At 60.4% G+C, this 22141-nt stretch carries 24 protein-coding genes and 1 pseudogene; 13 read left to right on the top strand and 12 right to left on the bottom strand.

All coding sequences use genetic code 11. The features are described 5' to 3' along the window. Positions 1-113: 113 nt before the first annotated feature. The gene (locus KJF94_RS25635; RefSeq protein ID WP_214379775.1) at positions 114-1328 is read left to right on the top strand and encodes an aldose 1-epimerase family protein; all 1215 of its coding nucleotides are present in this window, start codon (positions 114-116) and stop codon (positions 1326-1328) included. Positions 1329-1334: 6 nt separating this feature from the next. Here the strand turns inward: KJF94_RS25635 and KJF94_RS25630 are convergent, their stop codons facing one another. Then, on the bottom strand, positions 1335-2828 hold the full coding sequence (locus KJF94_RS25630) for a YifB family Mg chelatase-like AAA ATPase (RefSeq protein WP_214379773.1): 1494 nt from the start codon (positions 2826-2828) through the stop codon (positions 1335-1337). 262 nt (positions 2829-3090) lie between these two features. Next, the gene (locus KJF94_RS25625; protein WP_008030504.1) at positions 3091-3351 is read right to left on the bottom strand and encodes an accessory factor UbiK family protein; all 261 of its coding nucleotides are present in this window, start codon (positions 3349-3351) and stop codon (positions 3091-3093) included. A gap of 418 nt (positions 3352-3769) precedes the next feature. Between KJF94_RS25625 and glnK the strand changes: the two genes are divergently transcribed. The 4 genes from glnK (at position 3770) to sutA (ending at position 6545) form a co-directional block, all read left to right on the top strand. Next, on the top strand, positions 3770-4108 hold the full coding sequence (gene glnK, locus KJF94_RS25620) for a P-II family nitrogen regulator (RefSeq protein ID WP_002555808.1): 339 nt from the start codon (positions 3770-3772) through the stop codon (positions 4106-4108). Between the two features lie 35 nt (positions 4109-4143). Beyond that, the gene (locus KJF94_RS25615; RefSeq protein ID WP_214379771.1) at positions 4144-5481 is read left to right on the top strand and encodes an ammonium transporter; all 1338 of its coding nucleotides are present in this window, start codon (positions 4144-4146) and stop codon (positions 5479-5481) included. A gap of 213 nt (positions 5482-5694) precedes the next feature. Next, on the top strand, positions 5695-6120 hold the full coding sequence (locus tag KJF94_RS25610) for a secondary thiamine-phosphate synthase enzyme YjbQ (RefSeq protein WP_214379769.1): 426 nt from the start codon (positions 5695-5697) through the stop codon (positions 6118-6120). Between the two features lie 101 nt (positions 6121-6221). Further along, entirely contained in the window at positions 6222-6545 is a 324-nt protein-coding gene (sutA, locus tag KJF94_RS25605; protein WP_214379767.1) for a transcriptional regulator SutA, read from the top strand. Positions 6546-6650: 105 nt separating this feature from the next. On the opposite strand, the gene KJF94_RS25600 is transcribed toward sutA, so the two are convergent. Genes KJF94_RS25600 through lptM form a run of 6 tightly spaced genes read right to left on the bottom strand, consistent with a single transcriptional unit; the run spans position 6651 to position 11264 of the window. Further along, complete coding sequence (locus KJF94_RS25600) at positions 6651-7361, bottom strand: HAD family hydrolase (protein WP_214379765.1); 711 nt, start codon at positions 7359-7361, stop codon at positions 6651-6653. Continuing rightward, on the bottom strand, positions 7358-8257 hold the full coding sequence (gene xerC / locus KJF94_RS25595) for a tyrosine recombinase XerC (protein ID WP_007942372.1): 900 nt from the start codon (positions 8255-8257) through the stop codon (positions 7358-7360). The genes KJF94_RS25600 and xerC overlap by 4 nt, the downstream gene beginning before the upstream one ends. A 2-nt stretch (positions 8258-8259) precedes the next feature. Continuing rightward, the gene (locus tag KJF94_RS25590) at positions 8260-8985 is read right to left on the bottom strand and encodes a DUF484 family protein (RefSeq protein ID WP_214379763.1); all 726 of its coding nucleotides are present in this window, start codon (positions 8983-8985) and stop codon (positions 8260-8262) included. Positions 8986-8998: 13 nt separating this feature from the next. Further along, on the bottom strand, positions 8999-9829 hold the full coding sequence (dapF, locus tag KJF94_RS25585; protein WP_017341442.1) for a diaminopimelate epimerase: 831 nt from the start codon (positions 9827-9829) through the stop codon (positions 8999-9001). A gap of 4 nt (positions 9830-9833) precedes the next feature. Then, entirely contained in the window at positions 9834-11081 is a 1248-nt protein-coding gene (gene lysA, locus KJF94_RS25580) for a diaminopimelate decarboxylase (protein ID WP_214379761.1), read from the bottom strand. Between the two features lie 9 nt (positions 11082-11090). Continuing rightward, positions 11091-11264: an LPS translocon maturation chaperone LptM gene (gene lptM, locus KJF94_RS25575; RefSeq protein ID WP_214379759.1), complete on the bottom strand. Its 174-nt coding sequence runs from the start codon at positions 11262-11264 to the stop codon at positions 11091-11093. 369 nt (positions 11265-11633) lie between these two features. Here lptM and cyaY point away from each other — a divergent pair, with 369 nt between their 5' ends. The 3 genes from cyaY (at position 11634) to rnk (ending at position 12868) form a co-directional block, all read left to right on the top strand. Further along, positions 11634-11966: an iron donor protein CyaY gene (gene cyaY / locus KJF94_RS25570; protein ID WP_017341439.1), complete on the top strand. Its 333-nt coding sequence runs from the start codon at positions 11634-11636 to the stop codon at positions 11964-11966. 4 nt (positions 11967-11970) lie between these two features. Further along, entirely contained in the window at positions 11971-12189 is a 219-nt protein-coding gene (locus KJF94_RS25565; protein ID WP_010465092.1) for a DUF1289 domain-containing protein, read from the top strand. 268 nt (positions 12190-12457) lie between these two features. Beyond that, positions 12458-12868 (top strand): nucleoside diphosphate kinase regulator, encoded by a 411-nt coding sequence (rnk, locus tag KJF94_RS25560; RefSeq protein WP_214379757.1) that lies wholly within the window; start codon positions 12458-12460, stop codon positions 12866-12868. Between the two features lie 7 nt (positions 12869-12875). Here the strand turns inward: rnk and KJF94_RS25555 are convergent, their stop codons facing one another. From KJF94_RS25555 to KJF94_RS25545, 3 genes are all read right to left on the bottom strand, one after another. Then, positions 12876-15722, bottom strand: a complete 2847-nt coding sequence (locus tag KJF94_RS25555) for a class I adenylate cyclase (RefSeq protein WP_214379756.1) — start codon at positions 15720-15722, stop codon at positions 12876-12878. A gap of 195 nt (positions 15723-15917) precedes the next feature. After that, on the bottom strand, positions 15918-16163 hold the full coding sequence (locus KJF94_RS25550) for a TIGR02647 family protein (RefSeq protein ID WP_210641984.1): 246 nt from the start codon (positions 16161-16163) through the stop codon (positions 15918-15920). A 343-nt stretch (positions 16164-16506) separates the two neighbouring features. Continuing rightward, positions 16507-16803 (bottom strand): hypothetical protein, encoded by a 297-nt coding sequence (locus KJF94_RS25545; protein WP_017341434.1) that lies wholly within the window; start codon positions 16801-16803, stop codon positions 16507-16509. 125 nt (positions 16804-16928) lie between these two features. Here KJF94_RS25545 and KJF94_RS25540 point away from each other — a divergent pair, with 125 nt between their 5' ends. Then, positions 16929-17588, top strand: a complete 660-nt coding sequence (locus KJF94_RS25540) for a glutathione S-transferase family protein (RefSeq protein ID WP_214379754.1) — start codon at positions 16929-16931, stop codon at positions 17586-17588. A 111-nt stretch (positions 17589-17699) separates the two neighbouring features. Here KJF94_RS25540 and argH read toward each other — a convergent pair whose 3' ends face one another. Then, positions 17700-19094: an argininosuccinate lyase gene (gene argH / locus KJF94_RS25535; RefSeq protein WP_017341432.1), complete on the bottom strand. Its 1395-nt coding sequence runs from the start codon at positions 19092-19094 to the stop codon at positions 17700-17702. 242 nt (positions 19095-19336) lie between these two features. Here argH and KJF94_RS30700 point away from each other — a divergent pair. The 4 genes and pseudogenes from KJF94_RS30700 to KJF94_RS25520 form a co-directional block, all read left to right on the top strand. Then, positions 19337-19546, top strand: a pseudogene (locus tag KJF94_RS30700) (sensor histidine kinase); the annotation flags it as partial. Continuing rightward, entirely contained in the window at positions 19543-20289 is a 747-nt protein-coding gene (locus KJF94_RS25530) for a LytR/AlgR family response regulator transcription factor (protein ID WP_214379752.1), read from the top strand. The pseudogene KJF94_RS30700 and the gene KJF94_RS25530, both read left to right, overlap by 4 nt. 138 nt (positions 20290-20427) lie before the next feature. Next, a complete protein-coding gene (hemC, locus tag KJF94_RS25525; RefSeq protein WP_214379750.1) occupies positions 20428-21369 on the top strand; it encodes a hydroxymethylbilane synthase in 942 nt (313 codons plus the stop codon). After that, positions 21366-22133 carry a uroporphyrinogen-III synthase gene (locus KJF94_RS25520; protein ID WP_214379748.1) on the top strand — a complete coding sequence of 256 codons (768 nt, stop codon included), beginning with the start codon at positions 21366-21368 and terminating at the stop codon, positions 22131-22133. Before hemC ends, KJF94_RS25520 begins: the two co-directional genes overlap by 4 nt. Positions 22134-22141: the final 8 nt, after the last annotated feature.

Genomic DNA, 22141 nt, shown 5'->3' with positions numbered 1-22141 from the left:
TTCGCGGATCAATTATCCCCAAATTGTCTTCTTGGCTTTGTCTCATTTTTTAGCTTGATGAATCGTTTCAGCAAGTCTATAAAAATGGCACAACTCCAATAAAGGCTCCCGCCATGACTCCGCTCAAACTCATCGTCGCCCTCAGCGCGTTCTCCGCCGCCTCCCATGCGATGGCCTGGGACTACGTCTTGCTCGACACCGACAAGGCTGCCCAGAACTGGCAAATCACCAGCCAGCAGCTCGGGGTGAAAACCGACAAACCCTTTTCCGTAACCCTGCGAACTCTGCACGGCGGTCGGCAGGAGGGCGTCAGCATTGTCGACATCGATAACGGCACGATGAAACTCTCAGTGGTGCCGACTCGCGGGATGAACGTCCTGCAGGCCTCGGTCGGTAATGTGCGCATGGGCTGGGATTCGCCGGTCAAGGAAGTGGTCAATCCATCCTTCATCGAACTCAACGGTCGTGGTGGATTGGGCTGGCTGGAGGGCTTCAACGAACTGGTCACCCGCTGCGGTTACGAGTGGGTCGGTCACCCCGGCATGGACAACGGCGAATTGCTGACCCTGCATGGTCGCGCTGCCAACATCCCGGCCAGCAAAGTCACCCTGCACATCGATGAAAAACCGCCGTATGCCATCAGCCTGCGTGGCGAGTTGAAAGAGCAGGCGTTCAAGAAAGTCGACTTCTCTGTCGCGACCGAACTGGTCACCGAACCAGGCAGTGTGAGCTTCAGCCTCAACGACACCTTGACCAACAACGGCGACTACCCGAAGGAATACCAGGCGCTGTACCACAGTAACTTCAGCACCCCGTTTCTCGAGCAGGGCGCCCGCTTCGCCGCGCCGGTGAAACAGGTGTCGCCGTTCAACGACAAAGCGAAAGCGGAACTGCCGGACTGGCAGACCTACCGCGCGCCAACCAAGGATTACGACGAGACGGTGTACAACGTCGTGCCGTATGCCGACGCCAAGGGCGATACGCTGACAGTACTGCATGACAAGGCGGGCAACCTGGGCGTTTCGGTCGGCTTCAACACTCAAACGCTGCCCGTGTTTTCCCTGTGGAAAAACACCGATACCCAAGGCCAGGGCTATGTCACCGGGCTGGAGCCAGGGACAAGTTTTTCCTACAACCGTCGATATCAGCGCCCACTCGGTTTAGTACCGACGATTGCGCCGAAAGAACACAGGCAATTCCAGATCAACTACAGCTTGCTGGCAGACAAGAGCGCTGTGGATAACGCATTGAAGCGTGTAACCGAAATTCAGGGTGGCCGGGAGACTGAGGTGAGGCAAACACCGTTGGTAGATCTGACCAAGGAATGATGCCGGTCAGTGGGTGCTCGGTCGATACTGCAACGCCTCGGCCAGATGTTCGCGAGTAATGCCCTCGACCTGCTCGAGGTCCGCCAGGGTCCGCGCGACCTTGAGCAGTCGATGGGCCGATCTCAGCGACAAGGTCAGCCGTTCACAGGCGGTTTCCAGCCAGGTTTCATCGGGTGTGGATAACTTGCAATGCTTGCGCAGGCCCGGCAGATCAAGGAAAGCATTGGCGCAACCCTGGCGTTTGTGTTGCCGCTCCCTTGCGTCGGCAACCAGAACGGCAGCGGTCATGGTGTCGTCACCGGGTTTGATTGCGGGATTCAAAGCCGTGGCCTCACGGGCGACCGTCAAGTGCAGATCGATCCGATCCAGCAGTGGCCCGGAGAGTTTGTTGCGGTAGCGTTGAACCATGTCAGGCGTGCAGGAACAGCGACCACTGGGTTCGCCGAGATATCCACAGGGGCACGGATTCATCGCGGCCACCAATTGAAAGCGTGCCGGAAACCGCACGCGATCCTTTGCCCGGGAAATCACGATATGCCCGGACTCCAGCGGTTCTCTTAAAACCTCGAGCACCTTGCGATCAAACTCCGGCAGTTCGTCGAGAAACAGTACGCCATGGTGGGCGAGGGTGATCTCGCCGGGTTGCGGTTTCGAACCACCGCCCACCAGCGCCGGCCCGGAGGCCGAGTGATGGGGCTGGCGAAACGGTCGTTGCGGCCAGTGACTCAAAGGGACGCAACTGGTGACTGATTGAATGGCCGCGACCTCCAGCGCCTCGTTTTCTGCCAATGGCGGTAACAGCCCTGGCAACCGACTCGCCAACAGTGTTTTTCCGGTCCCTGGCGGGCCGCTGAACAGCAAGTTATGAGCCCCGGCCGCTGCAATCAGCAAAGCGCGCTTGGCCGAGAGTTGGCCCTGCACTTCATTCAGGTCGGGATAGGGTTTGCTGGCGTAAAGCAGACCATTGGAAGCGTAGGGCTCAACCGGCGTGTGGCCATTGAAATGCGCCACTGCTTCCAGCAAGTGATCCACGGCGATGACTTTCAGCCCCGATGCCAGGCATGCCTCCTCCGCATTCGCTCGCGGCACCATCAGCGAGCGTCCGGCTTTGCGGGCGGCCAGCGCTGCCGGCAACACACCCCTCACGGCACGCACCGCGCCCGACAGCGCCAACTCTCCCAGGCATTCCACATCATCCAGCGTCAACGTCGGTACCTGCACGCTGGCGGAGAGAATCCCCAAGGCTATCGCCAAGTCAAACCGCCCACCATCCTTCGGCAAATCGGCCGGGGCCAGATTCAACGTGATCCGCCGCGCCGGAAATTGCAGCCCCGAATTGATGATCGCACTGCGCACCCGGTCCTTGCTTTCCTTCACCGCTGCTTCGGGTAAACCAACCATTGTCAGCGAGGGCAAACCGTTGGCCAGATGGACTTCGACGGTGACGGCGGGCGCATCCACGCCAATTTGGGCGCGGCTGTGGACGATGGAGAGGGACATGGTCATTCCTTGAGCTGAAGAGCACCGCTTCCTGCGGTTTTTTGAAGGGTAGTTCGAAGGTGGTGATTTAGCGTGGGGGCGGAGGCGCCAAACTTTGGCTGGATGTTGCGAGCTTCAGCGAGACCTAATGCCCACTAGTAGGAGCGAGCTTGCTCGCGATGGTCGTTAACGAAGCCCCGTGTTTACTGGATCACCGCGGCGCTCTGGCGTTCATCGCGAGCAGGCTCGCTCCCACAGGGGGGCTGTATTTCAAATCACAGGGTTATTCGGTTGGCGGATTCAGCTTCGCTTCCAGTTCCGCCACCTTCGCCTCAAGACTCTCCAGCCGCGCACGGGTGCGTGCGAGCACAACCATCTGGCTATCAAACTCTTCCCGGCTCACCAGGTCCAGTTTGCTGAAGCCGCTCTGCAACAACGCCTTGAACTGGCTTTCGATTTCGCTTTTCGGCAGTGGGGTGTCGCCGCTGAAGAGGCGGGAGGCGGTGCCGGTCAGGGCGTCGAGGAAGTCTTTGGGCGCGAGCATGGGAAATGTCCTTAAAACAATGGCGGGCAGTGTATCACGCAGTGTCTATAGTCAATCCCGACCGCAGGGATGCACGCTTTTCGCGCATGCGGACGGACGGCATCGCACTGTTGTTGTGCGTTACGCATCGGGCAATCGAGCGCAGCAACCCGCCGTTGCAGGCAAGCGCTTGATATCAAGGGCTTTTGGCGAGATGGCAAGCTTTCTGCTTAGTCGGTAGTGACCCATGCACTGATGCAGTCGATGTGACGAATGCAGTGCGCCAAGCGGAACGGGGGAAGTGTTTCGTACGGAGCGGTTAGCTGGCGTCGGACGGGCAGGTAAGGCCGACGATGCGTTACAAAGCCAGGCACTGCGCTTAGACTTGAGTCGGGTTTGTTTTCCTGGGGCAAGTCCACCAATTCGGGAGAGAGTTTTCATGAAGCTAGTCACTGCCATCATCAAGCCGTTCAAGTTGGACGACGTGCGCGAGTCGTTGTCCGAGATCGGCGTGCAGGGCATTACCGTTACTGAAGTCAAAGGCTTCGGTCGGCAGAAGGGTCACACCGAGCTGTATCGCGGCGCGGAATACGTGGTCGATTTCCTGCCCAAGGTGAAGATCGATGTCGCCATTGACGACAAGGATCTGGACCGGGTTATCGAGGCGATAACCAAGGCGGCCAACACCGGCAAGATTGGTGACGGCAAGATCTTCGTGGTCAATCTGGAACAGGCGATTCGCATCCGTACCGGCGAAACCGATACCGACGCAATCTAAGCCGCCACAAACCCAACGCCCCAGGAGAAAACAATATGACTCTGCGTAAATTCGCAGGGCTAGGAGCCCTGTTGTCCCTCGTAATGCCCAGCCTGGCCATGGCGGCAGACGAAGTGGCGGCCCCAGTCCTCAATTCCGGCGATACCGCCTGGATGATGACCTCGACAGCCCTCGTGCTGTTCATGACCATTCCCGGCCTCGCGCTGTTCTACGGCGGCATGGTTCGGTCGAAAAACATTCTTTCCGTGATGATGCAGTGCTTCGCCATTACCGGTCTGATCAGCATTCTGTGGGTCATTTATGGCTACAGCATCGCGTTCGACACCACCGGCATGGAACAAGGCGTCGTCAACTTCAATTCGTTCTTCGGCGGCATGGGCAAGGCTTTCCTCGCCGGTGTCACGCCAGCCAGCCTCACCGGGCCGGCGGCGCTGTTCCCTGAGGCGGTGTTCATCACCTTCCAGATGACCTTCGCCATCATCACCCCTGCGCTGATCGTCGGTGCTTTCGCCGAGCGGATGAAATTCTCCGCCATGCTGATCTTCATGGGCATCTGGTTCACTCTGGTGTATGCACCGATCGCGCACATGGTCTGGTCCGGCAACGGCGGCCTGTTGTGGGACTGGGGCGTGCTGGACTTCGCCGGCGGCACCGTGGTGCACATCAACGCCGGTGTGGCAGGCCTGATTGCCTGCCTGGTGCTGGGCAAGCGCAAAGGCTTCCCGACCACCCCGATGGCACCGCACAACCTCGGTTACACCCTGATGGGCGCGGCGATGCTGTGGGTCGGCTGGTTCGGTTTCAACGCCGGTTCCGCTGCAGCAGCCAACGGCACTGCCGGCATGGCAATGCTCGTGACTCAGATCGCAACCGCCGCCGCCGCACTCGGCTGGATGTTCGCCGAGTGGGTCACCCACGGCAAACCAAGTGCACTGGGTATTGCTTCGGGTGTGGTCGCCGGTCTGGTTGCAATCACCCCGGCCGCCGGCACCGTGGGCCCGATGGGCGCTCTGGTGATCGGTCTGGCAGCGGGCGTAGTGTGCTTCTTCTGCGCGACCACGCTGAAACGCAAACTCGGCTATGACGATTCCCTGGACGCCTTCGGTGTGCACGGCATCGGCGGTATCCTCGGCGCGATCCTGACCGGTGTGTTCGCCGCTCCGTCGCTGGGTGGCTTCGGCACCGTCACCGACATCGCCGCACAAGTCTGGATTCAGTGCAAAGGCGTGGGCTTCACGGTGATCTACACCGCGATCGTCACCTACATCATTCTCAAGGTGCTGGACGCCGTCATGGGTCTGCGTATCACCGAAGAAGAAGAGGCCGTCGGCATCGATCTGGCACTCCACAACGAACGCGGCTACAACTTGTAAACACGCGCATAAAAATTTGCCCGGCTTGCCGGGCATTTTTTTGTCTGGAATTTGTCAGTGAAGGAACTGCTGAAAGGTTTTTTCGTACACGTTTAGTGGCGTTTACGACGGGCGTTTTTCTGCGGCCAATGGCTTACATGATTGAAGGAATATTAGGGCCTTTGTTTTTTCCCAGAGCGCGCTAGAATGCGCCCCGAACGTGCGGAGAACTGTATGTGGCAACAGACTCTGATTACCCTGCGGGCGAGGCCCCGGGGCTTTCATCTGGTAACGGACGAGTTACTCGCCGGCCTGCCTGAACTCAAGGCGTGTCGGGTCGGTCTGTTGCATTTGTGGCTGCAGCATACCTCGGCGTCGTTGACCATCAACGAGAACGCCGATCCGGCGGTACGTCGCGACTTCGAACGATTTTTCAATCGTCTGATCCCACAAGGAGCAGACGGCTATGAGCATAACGACGAAGGCCTGGACGACCTCCCGGCGCATTTCAAGGCCAGCGTGCTTGGCTGTCAGCTCAGTTTGCCGATCTCGGCAGGCCGACTGGCGTTGGGGACTTGGCAAGGCGTTTATCTGGGCGAGCACCGTGATCATGGCGGTGCCCGTAAAGTCCTCGCCACCGTGCATGGTGAAGGGGCATGAACCACTGGTCACCCGTGGTTATTGAATTTTTCCGGCGGCTGTCGACAGACGGTGAAGCTGGGCTATAACTAATCTGCTTTTCGCAAGTCATGAGGTAGAACATGAGCGACGATGATCTGGAAAACGACGACCTCGAAGTAGGCGACGACGACGAAACCGAAGAAGGCCTGGAAGCAGCGACGGACGACGTCGTTGAAGACGACGGCGGTGAAGCGCCCGTTCCGACTGCCAAAGGCAAGGCCAAGGCTGCGGTATCGGTCGATGAGCTGCCGAGCGTCGAAGCAAAAAACAAAGAGCGCGATGCGCTCGCGCGGGCCATGGAAGAGTTCCTGGCCAAGGGCGGCAAGGTGCAGGAAGTGGAGGCCAATGTGGTCGCCGATCCTCCCAAGAAGCCTGACAACAAGTACGGCAGCCGGCCTATCTAAGCGTCTGCCCTTGCTTGCTGAAAAAGCCCGCCGTCGCTGCGGGCTTTTTTATGGGTGGAACAAAAGGATCAGGCTTGGCGCAACCCTTGTAGGAGCCGCGTGTTATCAAGAGGGTTGATGGGCATTCCACCGCGCCAGCAACGCCGGCAACTCGGTCAGGCTGCGAATCTCGGCATCCGGCGCCTTCTGCGCTTCCCACAATTTGCCTTGCGGGTTAAACCAGATCGCCCGCAACCCCGCCTGCTGCGCCCCGGCAATGTCATCACCCGGGTGATCGCCAATATGCACCGCCGTCTCGGCCGTTGCCCCACCACGCTGCAACGCTTCATGAAACAGTCGCGCATCCGGTTTGGCGATGCCGATGTCCTCGGCGCACAACGCAAACTTGAAGTAATCCGCCAGCCCTAACCGACGCACATCGGCGTTGCCGTTGGTGACCACGCCCAGCGCGTAGTGTTTGGCCAGAACCTCCAGCGTTGGCTCCACGTCGGGGAATACTTCGAGCTGATGCCGCGCATGCAGAAACACTTCAAAACTCTGATCAGCCAGGTCGGACGCCTGGCCATGGTCATAGCCGGCCTCTTCCAACGCATGGAACAGCACTCGCCGACGCAATGCGCTGATGCGATGTTTGAGGCCCGGTTCGCTGCTCAGAATGCGCTCGCGAATCGTCCACAAATGCTCCACCGGCACCGCGCCCAGATTCGGTGCATGTTCGGTCAGCCATTCACGCAGTATGGCTTCGGCGCTGAAGATCACCGGGGCGGTGTCCCACAGGGTGTCGTCGAGGTCGAAGGTGATCAATTGGATGGTCATGAATCATCGCCCTTAATGCGTTTGGCCCGTGGATGGGCGCTGTCGTAGACCGTCGCCAGGTGCTGGAAGTCCAGGTGGGTGTAGATCTGGGTGGTCTTGATGTCCGAGTGGCCGAGCAGTTCTTGCACCGCGCGCAGGTCTTGCGAGGACTCCAGCAAGTGGCTGGCAAAGGAGTGCCGCAACATGTGCGGATGCAGGTTTTGCCCCAGTTCGCGTTCGCCAGCAGCCTTGACCCGCACCTGAATCGCCCGAGGGCCGAGGCGCCGTCCTTGCTGGCTGACAAACACTGCGTCATCTGCCGGGTTGGTCATGGCCCGCAATGGCAACCACAACTCCAGCGCTTCGCGGGCCTTTTTGCCCACCGGCAACAACCGGGTCTTGCTGCCTTTGCCGAGCACCTGGACCATGCCGTCGGCCAGGTCCAGTTGATCGAGATTGAGCCCTGTCAGCTCCGACAGGCGCAAGCCTGAGGAGTAGAACAGCTCAAGAATCGCCTGATCCCGACGTGCCAGAAAATCATCCTCCACCGCACCCTCAAGCAGCTGCAACGCGCGGTCAGTGTCGAGAGTTTTCGGCAGCCGTCGTTCGCCTTTCGGCGGCGCCAGACCGTTGGCCGGGTCGTGATCGCAGAGACCTTCGCGATTCAAATAATGATAGAGCCCGCGCACGGCCGAGAGCAGCCGCGCAAGACTGCGGGACGATTGACCCTGGGAATGCAAACGAGCGATCAGACTGCGCAAGCGCTGGATGTCCAGCGCGGCCCAGCTGTCGATGTTCTGTTTGACGCACCAGCCCAGCACCTTGTCGAGGTCGCGGCGGTAGGCGTACAGCGTGTGGGGCGACACCTGTCGCTCACTGCGCAGGTGTTCGCAGTAAGCGTCCAGTTGCCGTTCCACGATCAGCGTACCGAGCGCAGCGAGCTGTTGACCCGTGGCAGCACGCGGCCCATGACTTCGGCGATGTAACTCAGGAACAGCGTGCCCACCGAGCTTTTGTAGTGCTGCGGATCACGGCTGGCGATAGCCAGTATGCCGTGGATGCCTTGATGGCTGATGGCAACGACGGCGGTCGAGCCGATCTGCTTGCGCTGCTCTTCGCCGAACAGGAAGTCCAGTTCATGCTCGCGCAGGCTGCCGCTGACACTTTTTTCTTCCGAGAGCAAACCACCAATGGCTGTTTGCGCATCGGCGTGGGTCACCCAGCGGCCGACCGGCATCGGGTTGTCACCCAGCAGGATCAGGCTGACAAAAGGCACCTGAAAGTCCTGGCGCAGGCTGTCTTCGACGCTGATCACCACGTCTTCCAGGCTGGTGGCGTCCATCAAGGCGAGAATCAGGCGGCGGGTCTTGTCGAAGAGGCGGTCGTTGTCGCGGGCCACGTCCATCAAGTGCGAGAGGCGATGACGCAATTCGATGTTGCGGTCGCGCAGGATGGTCATCTGGCGCTCGACCAGCGAGATGGTGTCGCCACGTTGGTGCGGAATGCGCATGGCCGGGAGCAATTCTTCGTGCTCGACGAAGAAGTCCGGATGAGCCTCCAGGTACGCGGCAATCGCCGCCGCCTCAAGGCTTTCGGAAGGGGATTCGTCGGGCTGTCGGGCGGGAACCTGGGGCTTGTCGGTCATGGGTTTGACTCACTCAAAGACGTACTTGTCCTTCGTAAACACGGACTGCCGGGCCGGTCATCAAGACCGGTTGGCCTGGGCCTGCCCATTCAATGGACAGACGCCCGCCGGGCAGGTCGATCAATAGCGGCGAATCCATCCACCCCTGGCTGATCGCGGCCACTGCAGCAGCACAGGCGCCGGTGCCGCAGGCCTGGGTTTCCCCGGCGCCACGTTCCCAGACGCGCAGCTGCGCGCGGTTCCGGTCGATGACCTGGAGAAAGCCGACATTGACCCGTGCAGGGAAGCGCGGGTGATGTTCGATTTTCGGCCCCAGTTCATGCACCGGTGCGTTGTTGATATCCGTGACGCGCAACACCGCATGCGGGTTGCCCATCGACACGGCGGCCAGTTCAACCGCTGCGCCGTCGACGTCGAGCGAGTAGCTCAGTGCCTGACTGTCGGCAACGAACGGGATGTCGGCCGGCACCAGGCGCGGTGCGCCCATGTCGACGCTGATCTGGCCGTCGCTGCGGATATCCAGCTCGATAATGCCACTTTTGGTTTCGACGCGAATCTGCCGTTTTGCGGTCAGGCGCTTGTCGAGCACAAAACGGGCGAAACAGCGCGCACCGTTGCCGCACTGTTCCACTTCGGAGCCGTCGGAGTTGAAGATCCGATAACGGAAGTCCACATCCGGGTTGCTCGGCGCTTCGACGATCAACAACTGGTCGAAACCGATGCCGGTGTGCCGGTCGCCCCATTGCTTGGCGTGCTTGGGCAGGATGTGCGCGTGCTGGCTGACCAGGTCGAGGACCATGAAGTCATTGCCCAGGCCGTGCATCTTGGTAAAACGCAGCAGCATGGTTTTACTCCGGCAGCAGGCTTTCGCCAGCAAACAACTCGGCTACCGTCTCACGGCGACGCACTTCAACTGCCTGATCACCGTCCACCAACACTTCGGCGGCACGGCCGCGGGTGTTGTAGTTGGAACTCATGACAAACCCATAAGCACCGGCCGAATGCACGGCCAGAAGGTCGCCTTCTTCCAGGGCCAATTCACGATCCTTGGCCAGGAAATCGCCGGTCTCGCAGATCGGCCCGACGATGTCGTAGGCACGAGCGGCGGTCGCGCGAGGGCGCACGGCGGTGACGTCCATCCAGGCCTGGTACAGCGCCGGACGAATCAGGTCGTTCATGGCCGCGTCGACGATGGCGAAGTCTTTGTGTTCGGTGTGCTTGAGGTACTCGACCTGGGTCAGCAGCACGCCAGCGTTGGCGACGATGAAGCGGCCCGGCTCGAACACCAGCGCCAGGTCACGACCGTCGAGACGCTCGCGCACAGCCTTGATGTAGTCGGCGGCCAGCGGCGGCTCTTCATCGCGATAACGTACGCCCAGGCCACCACCGAGATCGATGTGGCGCAGGTAGATGCCGCAATCGCCGAGGCGGTCGACCAGGCCCAGCAGGCGGTCGAGGGCGTCGATGAACGGCGGCAGGGTGGTCAGTTGCGATCCGATGTGGCAATCGACGCCGACCACTTCCAGGTTTGGCAGTTGCGCGGCGCGGACGTACACGTCTTCGGCGTCGGCAATGGCGATGCCGAACTTGTTCTCTTTGAGACCGGTGGAAATGTACGGGTGCGTGCCGGCATCGACGTCCGGGTTCACGCGCAGCGAGATCGGTGCGCGAACGCCCAGCTCGGCGGCGATCACTTGCAGGCGCTCCAGCTCGTCGGTGGATTCGACGTTGAAGCAATGAACGCCGACTTCCAGAGCACGGCGCATGTCATCACGGGTCTTGCCGACGCCGGAGAACACGATCTTGTCGGGGCTGCCGCCGGCGGCCAGAACGCGTTCCAGCTCGCCACGGGAGACGATGTCAAAACCGGCGCCCAGACGCGCCAGGACATTCAGAACACCCAGGTTGGAGTTGGCCTTGACCGCGAAGCAGACCAGGTGCGGCATGCCGGCCAACGCATCGGCGTACGCCAGGTACTGGGCTTCGATGTGGGCGCGGGAGTAGACGTAGGTCGGTGTGCCAAAGCGTTCGGCGATGGCGGACAGGGCAACACCTTCCGCGAACAGCTCACCGTCACGGTAGTTAAAAGCGTCCATGGCGTTCCCTTATTGGTAGACGTCGTGCTTGTGTGCTTTCGACGGCTGCTTTTGCGAGGACTGCGCTTGCTCGGCTGGGTCCTGGTTTTCGTCGGGCAGGTACAGCGGGCCTTTTTGACCGCAGGCCGACACAAGACAGGCAACCGCGAGGAGCGCGGCAAGGGAAGAGATCAGGCGCTTCATGGCGAAATCCTTGAAAATGCGTTAATTGCGCCGGAGTATACCGGCCACCCGGCAGCTTGCCTATGCGACCGGGCTCCCGTCCGGCGGGGCTTGGCCAGTTAGGTGCAATCCCTGTGGGAGCGAGCCTGTGGTGAGGGGATTTATCCCCGTTCGGCTGCGCAGCAGTCGCAAGCACTCCCGTTTAACCTTGAACTGCTGGGGCTTCGCAACCCAACGGGGAGAAATCCCCTCACCACAAAGGCTCGCTCCCACAGGGATCGCGTTTGATGTACCTATATCGGCGCTTGGTCGTTATCCTTTGCAATCACCGGGGCTCGGCCGTATCTTGCGGCGCTTGAGCGTGAACAGACACTTTTTGAGGTTGCCGCAATGAGTTTGACCGAAGCCCGTTTCCACGATCTGGTCGATGCCACCCAGCAATCGCTGGAGGATATTTTCGATGAGAGCGACCTGGATATCGACCTGGAGAGCTCGGCCGGTGTGCTCACCGTCAAGTTCGAAAACGGCAGCCAGTTGATCTTCAGTCGCCAGGAACCCCTGCGTCAGCTGTGGCTGGCGGCGGTGTCCGGCGGTTTCCACTTCGACTACGACGAAGAGAGTGAGCGCTGGATGTGCGACAAGAGCGAAGAGCAGCTCGGCGAGATGCTTGAGCGCATCGTCAAGCAGCAAGCCGGCGCTGAATTCGATTTCGAAGGTCTGTGAGATCGTGACCCAGCCTGCACCCGTTCGTCCGCCCAAACCGCTTTACAGCAATGTCAGCCCGGCGGTGCCTTCGCCGTGCAGCGGCGTATGCCGGCTGGATGAACAGAAGGTTTGCCTGGGGTGTTTTCGCCACGTCGAAGACATCCGCGAATGGCGCTCGGCGGATGATGATCGTCGTCGGGTGATTTGCGCCCAGGCTGTTCAGCGCAAAGCCTTGGCATAAGGGCTTTTGTGGCGAGGGAGCTTGCTCCCGCTCGGTTGCGAAGCAGCCGCAGGATTTTAGGGCCGCTTCGCGCCCCAGCGGGAGCAAGCTCCCTCGCCACAAAGTTGCTCGGCGCGCCTTAAAAGAGCGTTCAGCGGCCCGACTTGTATATTTATTGAGCTGTGATAGTGTCCGGGTACGCCTCAACCCATCGAGGCTCGTGAAAACCCCGCCTTTTTCTGGCGGGGTTTTGCTTTTTCTGTGCAGAAGAAAGGAGTCTGCCTCTATCATGACCGCACCTTCCATCACTCTTACTCGTCTGGACGTTCAGCGTCTGGAACGCCTGATCGACAGCCTGGACGACACGCTGCCGGGCGTTATCGCGCTGCAAACCGAACTGGATCGCGCCGATACGCTGGTCGGTCACGATGAAGTGCCCGCCGATGTCGTGACCATGAATTCCCGTGTGCATTGCCGTGAAGAAAGCAGCGGCAAGGACTATCACCTGACGTTGGTGTACCCCAAGGATGCCAACGCTGACCAAGGCAAAATCTCCATTCTGGCGCCTGTCGGCAGCGCACTGCTGGGCCTGAAGGTTGGTCAGCACATCGACTGGCCAGCACCCGGCGGCAAGACCCTGAAACTGACCCTGCTGGCCGTTGAAGTGCAGCCCGCCCATGGCGGCGACTTCCCGGAATAACCTTCCCTCAGACCAGCTCGAGCGCGTCGTTCAATGCGCGCTCCAGATCGGCCTTATAGCGCAAATACAAATTGCTTGAACTCTGCCCATCACCGAGCAGGCCCGAGAGGTCCAGGTCGGTGATGTAGCAGCGATAGCGTTCGGTCTCGCGGCGCTGTTCGACGATTTCCCGGGCGACCACGCTGAACAGTTGCTCGCCATGTTCCAGCTCTGAAAATTCCCGCTGATTGCAATACAACGTGACCTGCACTTCGCCCGGTGCGGCTTTGCCGACGATCGCCTGCACGTCGTAGAACGGTTTGTTGACCGGGGTTTGCGGCGCGGTTCGGGTTTCGACCCGGCGGGCTCGTCCGGGACCGGACGGCAACAGCTGGTAATACAGCGTGTCCAGGCTCAATGGCTGGGCGGCGTCCATCGGCAGCGAGGCATCGCGCCGGTACTGGATCGATTGCAGGAAGCGTTGCAACGGCACCAGCAGGCTTTGTTCGTCGTGATAGGGCAAACGCTGCTGCCACAACGCATTGAATTCATCCATCACGTACAGATCGGCCTGGTCGTCGTGAATCCGGTAGAACACCTGAATACAGTCCGGCTGGCCCATGGGCAGAATCAGCGCCAGGTCCTGATCTTCCAGCGCCATCGGGTCCAGGTGCAGCGGGCTATAGCTCGCCAGCTCTTCGCCGAGGTAATCGAACAGCGCCGGCAGGGTGGCGAGGGCGACGTGATTGACCTGCCCCGGCACCAGTTCCAGCACGTGGTAATGCTGCTGGACCTGAATCAGGTAGCGGTGATTGAGTCTGCTCAGCAGCAGGTTCTGCGCGGTGTCGATCACTTCTTCGACCCGCTGCGCGATGAACTGCGCGCGGTTGTGGCAAAAGCAACGTACGCGCAATTTGGGCTGTCGCGACCCGTTCGGCAGGTTGTTGAGGTAATCGCGCAGGCAGTCGAGCAGGGCGTGAGGGCCGTCAAAGCGATTGACCAGCACCTCGTTCCAGCTGTTGAGCGTGACCTGATCGAGGGTCAGCACCAGGTTTTCCCGGACCCCGGCGTAACTCAGGGAGTCGGTGCGCTCGGTGGTCATCAGAATGTTCAGGTCGCGGTGATGCTTGAGCGGATCGACGCCGACGTTCACCAGAATCAGTACCTCGCTCGGCACGTTGGCGCGCAACAAGGGTTCTTCGGCGACGGTGGGCAAGGGCAGGGCGATGCTCTGTTGCAGGCTGCCAAGCAGGTTGAACAGTTCGAACTCGCTAAGGTCACTCTCGCCGGGATGCAAGGCCAGGCGGGTGCTGCTGTCGATGACGCCGTTGCGATGGCACCAGGTCAGCAGTTCCAGCAATTGGCGGCTGCGCTTGATCGGCGCGAAGTGCTCCCACTCGTGGGCGGTCAGGCTGCCGTTATACAAGCCCCACTGGGTTTGCCCCGATTCTTTCTTGTTGGGCGCGTGCACCAGGGTCAGTGTGTCTTCGGCCAGGTCCGGGGCGATGCCGGGGTTGATGAACTCGACCTTGTCCGCCTTGCGCTCGAACGCCGCATATAGACGTCGCCCCAACACGTTGAGATCGCGCTTGTTGATCAGGCTGACGGTCTGTTCGCTGCGGGCGAATTCGGTCAGAAAGCGGTAGCTGTAATTCAGCTCGTTGACCAACGCCCGGCGCTCAGTGCTGACCTGGCGGACTTTCCACTGACTGCGGCTGTCGAGCAGCGCCAGTTGACGATGATTCCAGTGCCATTCGTGGGCCAGGCGCTCAAGCAGCGAGCGCTGCCAGCTCTGAGTGCGACTGCTGCTGCCGGTGAGTTTGCGGTTGACCTTCAGGTACAGCGCACGGCGCACCAGCTCCAGACGCTCCGGTTCGCCGCGCGCGGTGAGGTATTCCTCGATACGCCGGTAGACCACGACGTACGGATCCAACTCGTCGAGGTCGAGCCGATTGGCGAACACGGCTTGCTTGAAACGCAGGCTCAGGCACTGAACCCTGGGGTGTTCGCTGGCGTAGACCTCGATCAGCAACAGCTTGAGCACCGACTTGTAGGGTGACTCGATGCCCTTGAACAGTTGCCAAAGTCCGGCACCAATGAATTCGCCGGGCGGGATGTACGCCAGATGCCCCAGATCAAGGGTTTCGTCTGCGCGGATAAAGCGTTTGGACAGTAACGCGTGGGTGTAGCGGTCGTAGGCGGCCTCTTCGTATACCGGCACCAGCCACCAGATCGGCGTGCGTCCGGCCAGCCAGATTGCGGTGCGGTAGAACTCGTCCAGCAGCAGATAATGCTGGGTGGTGCCGCAGTCTTCCGAGCTCAGTTGATTGTCCCGCTCGCCGAGCACGAAGCGCGCCGGGTCGATCAGGAAGAAATGCGCCTCGGCGCCCTGGCTCGCGGCCCAGGTTTCAAGCAACTGGCACTTTTTACGCAGCTCGTTGAGTTCGCTTTCGCTCAAGTCCGGCGAGTGACAGACCCAGACGTCCATGTCGCTCTGATCGGCCTGAGCGAGGGTGCCGAGGCTGCCCATCAGGAACAGACCGTGAATCGGTCGCGGCGGATTGCTGCCGTGGCGCGGCTTATAGGAAAACGATCGGGTCAGGCGTTGGGCTTCGGCGAGGGCGTTGGCGTCTGGCTCGAAGTTCGATAGCCCGGCGGGCGTGCTGCCCGAAACGTAACCCGGCAACAACGGATGATTGACGTGGAAAAACAGCGGCAGCAGGGTCAACACCCCTTGCTGGCGGGTCGACAACCCTTCCATGGCGCGGGCCATGCGGCCCTCGTTGAGTTTTAAAAAGCGTGCGCGCAGCTGGCTGAGAACCTTGCGGTCGATCCCCTCGTCCAGATCAGGGCGGATTTCATGGGTGCGGGTCATGTCAGCTCAAACCGGCTCGCAGGGCTCGGACGTCGGAGGTCTCAGAATGAAGGGCAGTTTAGCGCCTCGGTCGCGGGACGTTTAAGCGGATTTTGTTTTTTTGACGTCAGATTTTTATCGCTGGGCGACGGCGTGCAACGAAGTGTGCCCGCGGAAATCCCGTAGCCGGGGTTTCCGTGGGCGATGCGGTGATGCTCAGGCGGTTTCCTGGACGCTCAGAATGGTCAGGACGGTTTGTATATTTTGCGCGGCGTCACGACCCAGGCTGGTCAGATAACCGCCATCGGGCTGGTCGATCAGTTCTTTTTCGTACAGGCGTTGAGCGGCAGCAATGGCTTTCGGGGCAGCGGTCTGATGAATTTTCAAACCTTCCTGGGAACTGTCCAGGTTGAAGAGTGCGAGGATTTCCAGTTCGGCAACCAACTCAGGGGTAAGCGACATAAGGACTCCAGACTTTCTAGGAATTGGACGGCAGCGCCCCTAAGGTGATCCCACTCGTGCGGCATGTCCAGTGCTCGCGACAGGGTTTTTCACCTCGGGAAGCATTCCCCGGCGGGTGGTGCGGCAGCGGGGTGCGTACCAGTGTAGTCAGGGTCTGGGGGAAGGCGGGATTGATGGGTGACATTTTGTGTGGGGAGTGCGACTGACTGATGAGGGGGCTTTTCTGTGGCGAGGGGGCTTGCTCCCGCTGGGGCGCGCAGCGGCCCCAAAAACTTTGCGACTGCTTGGCAGCCGAGCGGGAGCAAGCTCCCTCGCCACAAAGGCCCCATCCGGCAATGACGGGCTATTTCTTTTCAGGCGGCAACTCTGGAAGAGCACGCAATGCCGCTTCGTACCATTCGGTGTTGAACGCGCGGTCTTCTTCCAGGATCGCGTCGATTTCCACCGCCAAAACGTGAGCCATCAGGTTGAGGATTTCTTCGCGTTCGTAACCCACCAGGGTCAACTTGTTGAAGGTCGCCTTGGCGGCAGGCGGATTGTCGCTTTCGATCTGGTTTTCGATGGCTTCGACCAAGGTGTTTTCGGCGAACTCTTCTTCGTCGATATCGTCCTGGTTGTTGTCGGGGGTTGGCTCGCTCATGGCAGGCTCCTCAAGGAAAGGCAGCCAGTTTACCTGCATTCAGCGCCATGATGCTGCTGGCGAGAAACGCCTTGGCGTTCTATAAAGCAGGCACTGCCAACCCCGCACGGCCTGGAGGCTTTGTGATGCTCAAGCTTTATGGATTTTCCGTCAGCAACTACTACAACATGGTGAAACTGGCGTTGCTGGAGAAAGGACTGCCATTCGAAGAAGTGCCTTTTTACGCCGGCCAGAGTCCTGAAGCGCTGGCCATCAGCCCGCGCGGCAAGGTGCCGGTGCTGGGTGTCGAGCAAGGTTTCGTCAACGAAACCGCGGTGATTCTCGAATACATCGAGCAGAGCCAGAAAGGCACGCCGCTGTTGCCGAGCGACCCCTTCGAGCGGGCGCAGGTCCTGGCGCTGGCCAAGGAAATCGAGCTGTACATCGAACTGCCGGGGCGCGCCTGTTACGGCGAAGCATTTTTCGGCATGCCATTGCCGGACGCGATCAAGGACAAGACCAAGGCCGAGTTGCTGCTGGGGTTTGCCTCGCTTGGACGGCACGGCAAGTTTGCCCCTTATGTCGCGGGCGACAGCCTGAGTATTGCGGATCTGTATTTCCTGTACAGCGTGCCGCTGGCTTGTGCGGTGGGGCAGAAACTGTTTGGTATCGACCTGCTGGCAGACATGCCGGCGGCCAAGGCGCTGCTGGAACGTCTGGAACGGAATCCGAACGTGCAGCGGATTGCGGCGGACAAGGAAGCGGCGATGCCAGCGTTCATGGCGATGGTCGCGTCCAAGAAGTAGGTTTTGTGGCGCATTCAAGATCGCATTCGCGGGCAAGCCTCGCTCCTACAGATCAGCACACTCATCAGGAGGGTGCATGACCTGTAGGAGCGAGGCTTGCCCGCGAAGCTTTTAGCGGCTGGCGAGCAACGCCTGACCGCGAGCCACAGCTTTCTTGACCTGTGCCGGCGCAGTCCCGCCGATATGGTCACGGGCATTCACCGAACCTTCCAGCGTCAGCACGGCAAACACGTCCTGATCGATCTGGTCGCTGAACTTGCGCAGCTCTTCCAGGCTCATTTCCGCCAGGTCCTTGCCACTTTCCACGCCGTACTTCACGGCATGGCCAACGATTTCGTGGCAGTCACGGAATGGCAGGCCACGGCGCACCAGATAGTCCGCCAGGTCGGTGGCGGTGGAGAAACCGCGCAGGGCTGCTTCGCGCATCATCGCGTGCTTGGGTTTGATCGCCGGGATCATGTCGGCAAAGGCGCGCAACGAATCGCGCAGTGTGTCGGCGGCGTCGAACAGCGGCTCTTTGTCTTCCTGGTTGTCCTTGTTGTAAGCCAGTGGCTGGCCTTTCATCAGGGTCAGCAGGCCCATCAGCGCGCCGAAGACGCGGCCGGTCTTGCCACGCACCAGTTCCGGCACATCCGGGTTTTTCTTTTGCGGCATGATCGAGCTGCCGGTGCAGAAACGGTCCGGCAGATCGATGAACTGGAACTGCGCGCTGGTCCACAGCACCAGCTCTTCGGAGAAGCGCGACAAGTGCATCATCGCGATGCTCGCGGCCGAGCAGAACTCGATAGCGAAGTCACGATCGGACACGTTGTCCAGCGAGTTGCCGCCCACGGCGTCGAAGCCCAGCAGTTGCGCGGTGTACTCGCGGTCGATCGGGTAAGTGGTGCCCGCCAGCGCAGCGCTGCCCAAAGGCATGCGGTTGGTGCGCTTGCGGCAGTCGACCAGACGCTCGTAGTCGCGGCTGAGCATTTCGAACCAGGCCAGCATGTGGTGCCCGAAGGTCACCGGCTGCGCGGTTTGCAGGTGGGTGAAGCCCGGCATGATGCTGCCGGCTTCGCGCTCGGCCTGTTCCAGCAAGCCTTTTTGCAGGCGGGTGATTTCCGCCAGGATCAGGTCGATCTCGTCACGCAGCCACAGACGGATGTCGGTGGCGACCTGGTCGTTACGGCTGCGGCCAGTGTGCAGCTTCTTACCGGTGACGCCGATGCGGTCGGTCAGACGCGCCTCGATGTTCATGTGCACGTCTTCGAGGTCGATGCGCCAGTCGAACTGGCCGGCCTCGATTTCACCCTGGATGGTCTTCAGGCCATCGGTGATGCTGTCGCGCTCGGCATCGGTCAGCACGCCGACCTTGGCCAGCATGGTGGCGTGGGCGATCGAGCCCATGATGTCGTGGCGATACAGGCGCTGGTCGAAGGTGACGGAGGCGGTGAAGCGGGCGACGAAGGCGTCGACGGGTTCACTGAAGCGGCCGCCCCAGGACTGATTGGTCTTGTCAGTGCTCATGAATTCGCTCGTATCGGCTGAAGAAAGATGACGTTGAAAGCTGTCGCGGATAATAACAGGGTTGCCAATCCTGTCGCTGACACCGGTCGACACGTTTTTTTTCTCGTGCCCCGGCCTATGCTCGAAGCCAGCCAGGCCTGAATTGCGCAACGATATTTTTCAATTGAGTAATAACGTCCCGGCAACCGTCTACAGTTGGACAGTAGGATCAGCGCAATTCTCGGCGCTGCAGCGGACTATAAGAAGAGGGGGTGTTCATATTGTGTATCAGCAAACCCTACGGCGATGCCTCGCCAACCGCCAATTGCCCGGCGAATAAAAATTTAGCGGTCGGACGGGCGGCACTTTTTGGCCCTCGCGCTAGTCTTAGCGTGGATCGCGGTGACGGACGTCACTCCACTTGTCTACGCTATCCTTGTGCGAGACTCACGCAGGAATCCAGCGCAATATGAATGTCCTGATCGTTGATGACGAACCCCTTGCCCGCGAGCGCCTGAGCCGAATGGTCGGCGAACTCGAGGGATACAGCGTCCTGGAGCCCAGCGCCACGAACGGCGAAGAAGCGTTGGCACTGATCGACAGCCACAAGCCGGATATCGTGTTGCTTGATATCTGCATGCCTGGCCTCGATGGCCTGCAAGTGGCTGCCCGATTGTGCGAACGCGAAACCCCGCCTGCCGTGGTGTTTTGCACAGGGTCCGATGAATTTGCCGTGGAAGCCTTACAGGCCAGCGCCGTAGGCTATCTGGTGAAACCTGTGCGTACAGAACAATTGCATGAAGCGTTGAAAAAAGCCGAGCGCCCCAATCGCGTCCAGCTTGCGGCTTTGACCCGTCCTGCCGCCGAAACCGGCAGCGGCCCGCGCAGCCATATCAGCGCGCGTACTCGCAAGGGTATTGAGCTGATCCCGTTGGGTCAGGTGGTCTATTTTATTGCTGACCATAAATACGTGACCTTGCGCCATGAAGGCGGCGAAGTGCTGCTGGATGAACCGCTCAAGGCCCTTGAAGATGAATTCGGCGACCGATTCGTGCGCATCCACCGCAACGCCCTGGTTGCCCGCGAACGCATCGAGCGCTTGCAGCGCACACCTCTGGGACACTTTCAGCTGTTCCTCAAAGGCCTGAATGGCGATGCCCTGATTGTCAGCCGGCGTCATGTGGCCGGTGTGCGCAAAATGATGCAACAGCTTTAATTCGCCATCCGCAGGCGAATTTCTCACCCGATTGCCGGACATCCGGGGCCAGGGAGGCCAGGCAATACCTGATACAAGTCAAAGTGGATTTGACTGAGCTGTTATTATCCGCCGTATCTATTCAGTACGGATTGATCCATGTCCTCTCGCGAAATCCGCATCGCCACCCGCAAAAGTGCTCTCGCCCTGTGGCAAGCCGAATACGTCAAAGCCCGTCTTGAAGCGGCCCATCCGGGTCTGCTCGTGACGCTGGTACCCATGGTCAGTCGCGGCGACAAGCTGCTGGACTCGCCGCTGTCGAAAATCGGCGGCAAGGGCCTGTTCGTCAAGGAACTGGAAACCGCGCTGCTGGAGAACGAAGCCGACATCGCCGTGCATTCGATGAAAGACGTGCCGATGGATTTCCCCGCAGGCCTTGGCCTGTTCTGCATCTGCGAGCGAGAAGACCCGCGTGATGCATTCGTCTCCAATACCTACGCCAGCCTGGACGAACTGCCGCAAGGCAGCATCGTCGGCACCTCCAGCCTGCGCCGTCAGGCCCAGTTGTTGACCCGCCGCCCGGACCTGGAAATCCGCTTCCTGCGCGGCAATGTCAACACGCGCCTGGCCAAGCTTGATGCCGGTGAATACGACGCCATCATTCTCGCGGCTGCCGGCCTGATTCGCCTGGGCTTCGAAGATCGCATCACCTCGGCCATCAGCGTCGACGACAGTCTGCCGGCCGGTGGCCAGGGTGCCGTCGGTATCGAATGCCGCACCGTCGACACTGAAATCCATACCTTGCTGGCACCTCTGCACCATCAGGACACCGCCACCCGTGTCACTGCCGAACGTGCGCTCAACAAACATTTGAATGGCGGCTGCCAAGTGCCGATCGCCTGTTACGCCGTGCTGGAAGGCGAGCAGATCTGGTTGCGCGGTCTGGTGGGCGATCCGAGCGGAGGCCTGCTGCTCAGCGCCGAGGCCCGTGCGCCACGCAGCGATGCCGAAGCGCTGGGCGTGCAAGTGGCCGAAGACCTGCTGAATCAGGGCGCCAATGACATTCTGAAAGCGGTCTACGGCGAGGCAGGTCACGAGTGACGGGCTGGCGCCTGCTGCTGACACGTCCCGCGGATGAGTCGGCGGCGCTGAGCGAAGTTTTGGCCGAAGCGGGGATTTTCAGCAGCAGTTTGCCGCTTTTGGAAATTGAAGCGATTCCCGCCTCTGACACAATGCGCGAGGTGATTCAGCATCTGGATCGGTACTGCGCGGTAATCGTGGTCAGCAAGCCGGCCGCCAGAATCGCGGTGGATCTGGTCGGTCAGTATTGGCCGCAGCCACCGCACCTGAAGTGGTTCAGCGTGGGCGCCGCGACTGCGCAGATTCTCGATGATCACGGGTTGAACGTAAGTTTCCCGGCCGAGGGTGATGACAGCGAAGCCTTGCTGGAACTTGCGTCGTTGCGCGAGGCTGTCGCACGACCCGATCCACGGGTGTTGATCATTCGCGGAGAAGGCGGGCGCGAGTTGCTCGCTGAGCGTTTGCGCGAGCTTGGTGCTAGTGTCGACTATCTGGAGGTGTACCGCCGCGACCTGCCGCAGTACCCGCCAGCAACACTGCCAGAGCGGATCAAGGCGGAACGCTTGAACGGGCTGGTGGTCAGCAGTGGACAGGGTTTTGAGCACCTGCATCAATTGGCCGGCGCTGCCTGGCCGCAATTGGCGCGGTTGCCGTTGTTTGTTCCAAGCCCCAGGGTCGCCGAGCTGGCACGTGCCGCCGGGGCCCAAACAGTTGTGGATTGTCGTGGCGCCAGTGCCGCGGCTTTGCTGACGGCGTTGCGGGAGCATCCCGAACCCGTTCTCTAATGCAAAGG

It is taken from the genome of Pseudomonas hormoni (assembly GCF_018502625.1).
In the GTDB taxonomy this organism is placed as follows: Bacteria; Pseudomonadota; Gammaproteobacteria; order Pseudomonadales; family Pseudomonadaceae; genus Aquipseudomonas; species Aquipseudomonas hormoni.
Note: the sequence above shows the minus strand (reverse complement) of the source record. Positions and strands in the feature narration are given on the sequence as shown.

What these genes read in the sequence shown, in the direction of transcription:
- KJF94_RS25540 (WP_214379754.1), top strand. Translation starts at nt 16,929, where the DNA reads ATGCTCAAGCTTTATGGATTTTCCGTCAGCAACTACTACAACATGGTG.
- KJF94_RS25635 (WP_214379775.1), top strand. Translation starts at nt 114, where the DNA reads ATGACTCCGCTCAAACTCATCGTCGCCCTCAGCGCGTTCTCCGCCGCC.
- dapF (WP_017341442.1), bottom strand. Translation starts at nt 9,829, where the DNA reads ATGCTGCTGCGTTTTACCAAGATGCACGGCCTGGGCAATGACTTCATG.
- argH (WP_017341432.1), bottom strand. Translation starts at nt 19,094, where the DNA reads ATGAGCACTGACAAGACCAATCAGTCCTGGGGCGGCCGCTTCAGTGAA.
- KJF94_RS25555 (WP_214379756.1), bottom strand. Translation starts at nt 15,722, where the DNA reads ATGACCCGCACCCATGAAATCCGCCCTGATCTGGACGAGGGGATCGAC.
- KJF94_RS25600 (WP_214379765.1), bottom strand. Translation starts at nt 7,361, where the DNA reads ATGACCATCCAATTGATCACCTTCGACCTCGACGACACCCTGTGGGAC.
- sutA (WP_214379767.1), top strand. Translation starts at nt 6,222, where the DNA reads ATGAGCGACGATGATCTGGAAAACGACGACCTCGAAGTAGGCGACGAC.
- KJF94_RS25630 (WP_214379773.1), bottom strand. Translation starts at nt 2,828, where the DNA reads ATGTCCCTCTCCATCGTCCACAGCCGCGCCCAAATTGGCGTGGATGCG.
- KJF94_RS25615 (WP_214379771.1), top strand. Translation starts at nt 4,144, where the DNA reads ATGACTCTGCGTAAATTCGCAGGGCTAGGAGCCCTGTTGTCCCTCGTA.
- KJF94_RS25545 (WP_017341434.1), bottom strand. Translation starts at nt 16,803, where the DNA reads ATGAGCGAGCCAACCCCCGACAACAACCAGGACGATATCGACGAAGAA.
- lysA (WP_214379761.1), bottom strand. Translation starts at nt 11,081, where the DNA reads ATGGACGCTTTTAACTACCGTGACGGTGAGCTGTTCGCGGAAGGTGTT.
- KJF94_RS25625 (WP_008030504.1), bottom strand. Translation starts at nt 3,351, where the DNA reads ATGCTCGCGCCCAAAGACTTCCTCGACGCCCTGACCGGCACCGCCTCC.
- glnK (WP_002555808.1), top strand. Translation starts at nt 3,770, where the DNA reads ATGAAGCTAGTCACTGCCATCATCAAGCCGTTCAAGTTGGACGACGTG.
- hemC (WP_214379750.1), top strand. Translation starts at nt 20,428, where the DNA reads ATGTCCTCTCGCGAAATCCGCATCGCCACCCGCAAAAGTGCTCTCGCC.
- KJF94_RS25550 (WP_210641984.1), bottom strand. Translation starts at nt 16,163, where the DNA reads ATGTCGCTTACCCCTGAGTTGGTTGCCGAACTGGAAATCCTCGCACTC.
- KJF94_RS25530 (WP_214379752.1), top strand. Translation starts at nt 19,543, where the DNA reads ATGAATGTCCTGATCGTTGATGACGAACCCCTTGCCCGCGAGCGCCTG.
- KJF94_RS25610 (WP_214379769.1), top strand. Translation starts at nt 5,695, where the DNA reads ATGTGGCAACAGACTCTGATTACCCTGCGGGCGAGGCCCCGGGGCTTT.
- lptM (WP_214379759.1), bottom strand. Translation starts at nt 11,264, where the DNA reads ATGAAGCGCCTGATCTCTTCCCTTGCCGCGCTCCTCGCGGTTGCCTGT.
- KJF94_RS25590 (WP_214379763.1), bottom strand. Translation starts at nt 8,985, where the DNA reads ATGACCGACAAGCCCCAGGTTCCCGCCCGACAGCCCGACGAATCCCCT.
- rnk (WP_214379757.1), top strand. Translation starts at nt 12,458, where the DNA reads ATGACCGCACCTTCCATCACTCTTACTCGTCTGGACGTTCAGCGTCTG.
- cyaY (WP_017341439.1), top strand. Translation starts at nt 11,634, where the DNA reads ATGAGTTTGACCGAAGCCCGTTTCCACGATCTGGTCGATGCCACCCAG.